The sequence below is a fragment of the Chitinophaga sp. 22620 genome, from assembly GCF_052044405.1.
Taxonomy (GTDB): Bacteria; Bacteroidota; Bacteroidia; order Chitinophagales; family Chitinophagaceae; genus Chitinophaga.
The window spans coordinates 1-354 of the sequence record NZ_JBQEMV010000019.1; the positions used below are offsets into that span (position 1 = coordinate 1).

Here is a 354-nt window from a genome sequence, read left to right on the forward strand (position 1 = left end):
CTAGGCATCCACCATGCGCCCTTATTCGCTTTAAAAATCTTAAATCATTTAGCACTCGCGTGCTTTACAACTTGTTTTCCCAATATGTCAAAGAACTTTTTTCCATCCCCACCCCATAATTACTATGATATGGTGACCTTGCGATCCATGATGAAAAACTTAGACAGTGTTGTGATCCGATCACCGGCCGGTCCTTTGACCGCCACACCTTTTTCTTTTGTAGTCGTTTTGCCGGCAGCTTCCGCTTCGAACAAAACATTTAAAAATCTGGAAACAACAGCCACGGTGTAATGTGCTCTAAAAAGGAGGTATTCCAGCCGCACCTTCCGATACGGCTACCTTGTTACGACTTAG

At 44.1% G+C, this 354-nt stretch carries 1 protein-coding gene and 1 rRNA gene; one reads left to right on the plus strand and one right to left on the minus strand.

Annotated elements, in window-relative coordinates:
• Window positions 1-291, plus strand: a 291-nt coding sequence (locus ACTJIK_RS25775) for a hypothetical protein (RefSeq protein ID WP_440650481.1), incomplete at its 5' end; no start/stop codon positions are given.
• A 10-nt stretch (window positions 292-301) separates the two neighbouring features.
• On the opposite strand, the gene ACTJIK_RS25780 is transcribed toward ACTJIK_RS25775, so the two are convergent.
• A 16S ribosomal RNA gene (locus tag ACTJIK_RS25780) occupies window positions 302-354 on the minus strand; the annotation flags it as partial.